Source organism: Faecalimonas umbilicata (assembly GCF_004346095.1).
In the GTDB taxonomy this organism is placed as follows: Bacteria; Bacillota; Clostridia; order Lachnospirales; family Lachnospiraceae; genus Faecalimonas; species Faecalimonas umbilicata.
On record NZ_SLZV01000008.1, the window covers coordinates 95,091 to 101,616 of the forward strand.

Annotated in this window: 7 protein-coding genes; all 7 read right to left on the reverse strand. The window is 42.1% G+C overall.

Annotated elements, in window-relative coordinates; genetic code table 11:
- Positions 1–108: 108 nt before the first annotated feature.
- On the reverse strand, positions 109–2,148 hold the full coding sequence (locus EDD74_RS05470) for a heavy metal translocating P-type ATPase (protein WP_116441411.1): 2,040 nt from the start codon (positions 2,146–2,148) through the stop codon (positions 109–111).
- A gap of 153 nt (positions 2,149–2,301) precedes the next feature.
- Complete coding sequence (locus EDD74_RS05475) at positions 2,302–2,625, reverse strand: DUF6110 family protein (RefSeq protein ID WP_116441321.1); 324 nt, start codon at positions 2,623–2,625, stop codon at positions 2,302–2,304.
- A 211-nt stretch (positions 2,626–2,836) separates the two neighbouring features.
- The gene (locus EDD74_RS05480; RefSeq protein ID WP_008974999.1) at positions 2,837–3,304 is read right to left on the reverse strand and encodes a transcriptional repressor; all 468 of its coding nucleotides are present in this window, start codon (positions 3,302–3,304) and stop codon (positions 2,837–2,839) included.
- Between the two features lie 32 nt (positions 3,305–3,336).
- Complete coding sequence (locus EDD74_RS05485; RefSeq protein WP_008974998.1) at positions 3,337–3,474, reverse strand: FeoB-associated Cys-rich membrane protein; 138 nt, start codon at positions 3,472–3,474, stop codon at positions 3,337–3,339.
- 104 nt (positions 3,475–3,578) lie between these two features.
- Positions 3,579–5,762, reverse strand: coding sequence for a ferrous iron transport protein B (gene feoB / locus EDD74_RS05490; RefSeq protein WP_016440828.1), 2,184 nt, complete (start codon positions 5,760–5,762; stop codon positions 3,579–3,581).
- A gap of 97 nt (positions 5,763–5,859) precedes the next feature.
- Positions 5,860–6,081 (reverse strand): FeoA family protein, encoded by a 222-nt coding sequence (locus EDD74_RS05495; RefSeq protein ID WP_008974995.1) that lies wholly within the window; start codon positions 6,079–6,081, stop codon positions 5,860–5,862.
- A gap of 87 nt (positions 6,082–6,168) precedes the next feature.
- Positions 6,169–6,378 carry a FeoA family protein gene (locus EDD74_RS05500; RefSeq protein ID WP_008974994.1) on the reverse strand — a complete coding sequence of 70 codons (210 nt, stop codon included), beginning with the start codon at positions 6,376–6,378 and terminating at the stop codon, positions 6,169–6,171.
- Positions 6,379–6,526: the final 148 nt, after the last annotated feature.

The window sequence follows — 6,526 nt, forward strand, 5'->3', positions numbered from 1 at the left end:
TTTTATTGATCTATTTTTCTCAATAATCTTTCCGTTAAAAAAAGAAGTATCCTGCCATCTGTACAGACAGCAATGATACTTCTTATCTCTCACACGCTTTTTGATATGCTATTCCATTAAATTTTTCATACTATCCAGCCCAATGAATAGTGTTGATGTATTATGAAACAATGCAGAGGCTGTCGGCTGCAGAATTCCTGCCACTCCAAGGGCAATGAGTGCAGCGTTAATTCCAACAATCAGTCGATAATTTCTTCCAATCCGCTGCATCAATCTGTCACTGAGTCTCTTCAGCAAAACAAGTTCATACAAGTTATCTGCACTGATTGTAATGTCCGCAATCTCCCTTGCAAGCTCTGCGCCGTCACTGATTGCAATGCCGACATCTGCCGCTGACAGCGCCGGAGAATCATTGATGCCATCTCCAATCATAATAACTTTCTTTCCTTTTGCTCTCTCCTTCTCCACAAATCTCGCTTTCTCCTCCGGAAGCACCTCCGAATCATAATCATCCACGCCCACTCTTTTCGCAATGGAAGCTGCTGTCCGTTCACTGTCCCCAGTCATCATAACAATATTTGCAATTCCCTCCTCTTTTAGCAGGCGGATCACTTCCACTGCTTCGTCCCGCAGAGGATCTTCGATGCGGATCACTGCTGCAAGTTCCTGTTCCATCGCGAGATAGAGATGTGAGTATTCCCCGGAAAGACTCTCAAAAAGTTCTTCTTTTCCTTCTGGAATCCGACACTTCTCATCTTCAAATACAAAATGATAGCTTCCTATCACCGCTCGCTTTCCTTCAATCTCTGTTGAGATTCCATGGGCTACCATATACTCTACTTTGGAATGCATTTCTTCATGTTCCAGATTCCGCTTCTTGGCCGCATACACAACCGCTTTGGCCATGGAATGTGGAAAGTGCTCTTCCATACATGCCGCCACTCTTAACAGTTCATCCGGATCATCTCCATTAAACGATATGACATCCACAACCGTCGGATGAGCTTTTGTGAGCGTTCCTGTCTTATCAAAAACAATCGTATCTGCTTCTGCAACAGCTTCTAGGTACTTTCCGCCTTTTACAGTCAGATGATATTTGCTCGCCTCACGAATAGCTGATAGTACTGAGATCGGCATTGCCAGTTTCATCGCGCAGGAAAAATCTACCATCAGTACCGAGAGCGCCTTTGTCACATTTCTTGTCAGAAGGTATACTAGTCCTGTGCCTGCAAACGTATATGGAACCAACTGATCCGCCAAATGTTCTGCCTTTCCTTCCAATGAAGACTTTAACTTCTCGGATGCTTCAATCATCGTCACGATTTTTTCAAATCTGCTCGAACCACCAGTCTTCTCCACACGCAGGGTAATCTCTCCTTCTTCCAATACCGTTCCGGCATAGACAGAATCTTCACTGCTTCTCCTTACCGGAACAGACTCTCCAGTCAACGCAGCTTGATTGATCATAGCCTCTCCTTCTATTACAGTACCGTCAAACGGGATAACGTTTCCCATATGTACAACGATTAAATCTCCTTTTTTTACGGCCGATGCCGCAACAAGGATTTCCTGATCATTCTTTTTTATCCATACTTTTTCTACATTGAGCGACATCATACGCGCAAGGTCATCCACAGACTTTTTATGTGTCCACTCCTCCAGCAATTCTCCGATAGAAAGGAAAAACATAATGGAAGATGCTGTGTCAAAGTCATTTCTCAGAATCGAAACGCCGATGGCAGTCGCATCAAGAACCGGAACTTCTATTTTTCCTTTACACAGTATTTTTAATCCCTGATAAATATATTTGACAGACATTGCAGCCGTATACAGTGCCGTCATCGGATAAGGCAGAAACCACTTACGCATCCATCGGAATAAAATTTTATCTATAATTTTTTCCTGATATGCTGCATTCAGCGCCCTCCCTGATGTCTCAAGTACTTCATTCGGAACAACTACCTTATCATAACAGAAGCTACGCAGCATTTCCAATATTCTACGTCGATTTCCCTTGTAACGAATGACCGCATCCCCAGTGCGCTCGTATACTTTCGCAGAGATTACTTCACTTTTATTTTCCAGATAATAAAGTAATGTATCCGCCTGTCGGTATGTCATTGCACTTCCCAGAAAATGCACCCGCATTCGTCCCTCTATTTCATGTTTTATCTTAAATCTCACTGTTTACCTCTTTTCCATATGTAGAACAACTAAAAGGAAACACCTGCTGATCCTGTTCGCCTTTTGGCAAGAAATCCGCAAGTGTTCTCTCTGTTAATTCCATCCTGTTCTCTGCAATTAGAGTTCTCTGTCCGTTTCATCATCAGTACAAGTTTCCGACGCAACTTCTTCGACCTCTTCAAATACGTCTGCCTCTTCTTCCGAAGCACGTTTTGCGTTAATCTCCTTTGCTTCCTCGTAAATATCCTCTGCATTCTCCTGGATTGTTGTTGCTGTCTTCATCACACATTCTTTTGCTCTGAGTACTGCTGCGGTACAGTTTGTATACACTTTCTTCGCATCTTTACTCGCAAGCAGCTTTACTCCTGCTGTACCAAACAAAACTCCTGCCGCAAAGATTCCTGTTTTCTTCATGTTAATACATTTAAAACAATCTAACATTTTTATCCCTCCTAGATTTATTTATGTTTGTAGCCTGTGTAGAGTGTCATGAACAGACATGCGACCATTGCCCATGCCCAAAATCTATGGTTTTTCATCTGCCTCTTCCCTCCTACAATATTTTTGTCATTATAATCCTGCCTGCGGATAATTTCCATTATTTTTCTGTTATTGAGAAATTTTATCTTTTAAAGTCCTATCACGATCAGTCTCAAACACAAGACTCAATCACAACTGCTTTTACTTTTTGCGTTCCGATGTATCCACAGCTTTTCAGCCCTGCAAGAATCACTTCATTCCAGTTTTTTGATGACAGGTACCGTACAGTATGATCCTCCATCTCAATTCTGCATACTTCTCTGCTGCCATTTTCCTCATCGCAGGCAATTTTATACATATTCTTCCTGCTAATCGCACCAATCTCCTCCAGCTTATTGACAAGACGATATACCGTTGCCGTCCCAATTCCCGGATCAAGCTTAGATGCCCGGTAAAAAATTTCCTTGCAGGAAGAACAGTCTTCTTCCAATATAATATCCAAAAGGATCTGCCTCTGTTGTGTAATCCTGCAGCCTTGCTCCCGCAGTTTCTGAAGAACCATCTCTTTTTTCATCTTTGTCCGCCGATAGTTGCCTGTCTCATTTACTTTTTTAATCTGTCCTGTCATGTTTTGGCTCATACCGTCCTTTCCAAAATGAAAACTATTTCTCTCTAATGACAGTGCCCACCACAATGTTTACAATCTCCGCCACAGTGAAGTGATTTTCCATTTTTCTTATCTTTTACCATGCTTCTCACTGCGAGCGCTACTAACCCTACAACGATCATTCCTGCAACAATTGTTCCCATATTCCTTCCTCCTTTTTAATAATTTTTCAGTTTATAACCGATCTCTTTCCTATGAAAAAAGACTGCCTCAGAGAGTTCCTCCGAACCGGCAGTCTTTCTTATTTCTATTTTGCACCTGCCATTGCTTTCATATTGACATGAAGTGTCTTACTTTCTTTATATGGACGTACAAGCAGATACATAAATCCAATCACAAGCAAACATGCGACCGCTGTGGCGATTCCAAATGTTCCGGTAGTAATCCAAGTTCCAATCTGGTAAACACAGAGAGAAACAACATACGCCAACAATGTCTGATAACCGACTGCAAACCAAAACCATTTTGCATTGTTCATCTCTCTTTTGATCGCTCCCATCGCTGCAAAGCAAGGAGCGCAAAGCAGATTGAATACCAGGAAAGAATATGCCGCAACTGCTGTCATGCTTCCTGCAAGTGCACCCCATATCTCTGCTCCATCTTCTGCTACTTCCGCAAATCCAAACAAAATACCAAAGGTTCCTACTACATTTTCTTTTGCAATCAGACCCGTTACTGCTGCAACTGCCATCTTCCAGTCTCCCCATCCAAGCGGTGTAAATACTGGTGCGATCACACTTCCTATCTTCGCAAGGATACTGCTGTCAAGCTGTTCTGCTTCCAACATTCCAAAAGAGCCGTCACTCCATCCAAAATTCATCAAAAACCACAGTACGATGGTCGATAGCAAAATAATCGTTCCCGCTTTTTTGATAAAAGAAGATCCTCTTTCCCACATGCTTCTCAACACATTTCCGACTGTCGGCATATGATATGCAGGAAGTTCCATAACAAACGGAGCCGGATCGCCCGCAAACATCTTTGTCTTTTTCAGAATAATTCCAGAACAAATAATCGCCGCAATTCCCACAAAGTAAGCACTCGGCGCTACCCACCAGGCACCGTCAAAGAGCGCCCCTGCAATCAGTGCAATAATTGGAAGCTTTGCTCCACATGGGATAAAAGTTGTTGTCATAATTGTCATTTTTCGATCTCTGTCGTTTTCGATTGTCCTGGATGCCATGATCCCAGGAACTCCGCATCCACTTCCGATCAGCATCGGGATAAATGATTTTCCTGATAAACCAAACTTACGGAAAATTCTATCCATAATAAACGCAACTCTCGCCATGTATCCACATGCTTCTAAAAATGCAAGGAACACAAAGAGCACAAGCATCTGCGGAACAAAACCAAGAACCGCTCCTACACCGGCAACAATTCCATCCAGAATCAATGCCTGCAGCCAGTCTGCACAACCGATTGCATTTAACGCACTTTCTACAAGAACCGGAACACCCGGAACCGAGATTCCAAAAAAGCTCCATCCATCTCCAAATACACCGTCATTTGCCCAATCTGTCGCCCACGTTCCTACTGTCGTCACAGATACATAATAGACAAGAAACATCACTGCCGCAAAAATCGGCAATGCCAACCATCTGTTTGTCACGATACGGTCAATCTTATCGGAAGTTGTCAATTTTTCCTTAGATCCTTTCGTCACACAAGATCCAATGATAGAGGAAATATACGTATATCGTTCATTGGTGATCACGCTCTCTGTGTCATCATCAAACACGTTCTCCATTTCCTGGATTTCTGTACTGACATCCGGAACGCGTTCCATCTGCGATCCAATCTTATCATCTCTTTCTAACAGTTTTATTGCAAAGAAACGTTTCTGTTGTTCTTCTACAATTCCGGTTAGCTTTTCTTCTACTTTTTTAATGATCAGCTCTGCTTCTTTGGAGAACTCGTGGACAGGCACCACCGCTTTGTTCTGCCGCGCAAGTCCCACCGCTTTCTCTGCTGCTTTCTTGATGCCGGTTCCTTTCAATGCAGAAATCTCAACAACCTCACATCCAAGTTTTTTGCTGAGCTCCTGAATATGGATACGATCGCCATTCTTCTCCAACACATCAATCATATTGACTGCCATCACAACCGGAATTCCAAGTTCCATCAGCTGCGTGGAAAGATACAGATTCCTCTCAATATTCGTTCCATCCACAATATTTAAAATTGCATCCGGACGCTCCCCGATTAGATAATTTCTTGCCACAACTTCTTCCAGTGTATATGGGGATAAAGAATAAATTCCCGGCAAGTCCATGATCACAACATCTTTATGTCCCTTTAACTTCCCCTCTTTTTTTTCTACCGTAACTCCCGGCCAGTTCCCGACAAATTGGTTGGAACCTGTCAGTGCATTAAACAACGTTGTCTTTCCGCAGTTTGGATTTCCTGCAAGTGCTATTTTTACTGACATACTACTTCTCCTTTTTTCTTATTCCTTTTTTTGCTAATTCCCTTTGTTTGTTTCACCTTTCTTTCGTTAGCATTCGCTAACCGGTGGGCAAAAAAAATTATTCTACTTCTATCATCTGGGCATCTGCTTTTCTCAGCGACAATTCATATCCTCTGACCGTCACTTCAATCGGATCTCCAAGAGGCGCTACCTTTCTCACAAAAACATCTACCCCTTTTGTAATTCCCATATCCATAATTCTGCGCTTGACCGGTCCCTCCCCTGTCAACTTTTTTACCTTCACCGTCTTGCCGCAAGGTATCTTGTTCAATGTGTTCATAATTTTTCTCATTCCTTTCTATCAGATCTTATTTTCTAAATCTGTTTTATTCTGCACTTCTATGACGATTGTTTGTCTCACAGTGTTTTAAACAATAATTTTATTCGCCATATCTTTCCCAATCGCAATTCGGGCACCTTTGATCTCAACAATCATATTTCCTCCATTTGCAGAAATGACTGTCACAACCCCACCCGGAACAAATCCAAGATTTTCAAGAAATCGACGTGTTTCTTCTTTTCCCCCGATTCTTATGATCGTGTTCGGTTCATTTACACTTACCATCGTCAGCGGCATACTATCATCTTCTTTCTATGTTGAAATTGATAAACATTTTCATCTGTTGATTAGTATAATCTAATTACTATTAGTTGTCAATTACTTTTTGTTTTATTTTTCATTTTATTGATCTCCCTGACAGCTTCGCTCCTCCTCAGTATTTATT

Bases quoted from the DNA above. Each gene is read 5' to 3' on its own strand.
- EDD74_RS05470 (WP_116441411.1), bottom strand. From the start codon at position 2,148: ATGCGGGTGCATTTTCTGGGAAGTGCAATGACATACCGACAGGCGGAT.
- EDD74_RS05475 (WP_116441321.1), bottom strand. From the start codon at position 2,625: ATGTTAGATTGTTTTAAATGTATTAACATGAAGAAAACAGGAATCTTT.
- EDD74_RS05480 (WP_008974999.1), bottom strand. From the start codon at position 3,304: ATGAGCCAAAACATGACAGGACAGATTAAAAAAGTAAATGAGACAGGC.
- EDD74_RS05485 (WP_008974998.1), bottom strand. From the start codon at position 3,474: ATGGGAACAATTGTTGCAGGAATGATCGTTGTAGGGTTAGTAGCGCTC.
- feoB (WP_016440828.1), bottom strand. From the start codon at position 5,762: ATGTCAGTAAAAATAGCACTTGCAGGAAATCCAAACTGCGGAAAGACA.
- EDD74_RS05495 (WP_008974995.1), bottom strand. From the start codon at position 6,081: ATGAACACATTGAACAAGATACCTTGCGGCAAGACGGTGAAGGTAAAA.
- EDD74_RS05500 (WP_008974994.1), bottom strand. From the start codon at position 6,378: ATGCCGCTGACGATGGTAAGTGTAAATGAACCGAACACGATCATAAGA.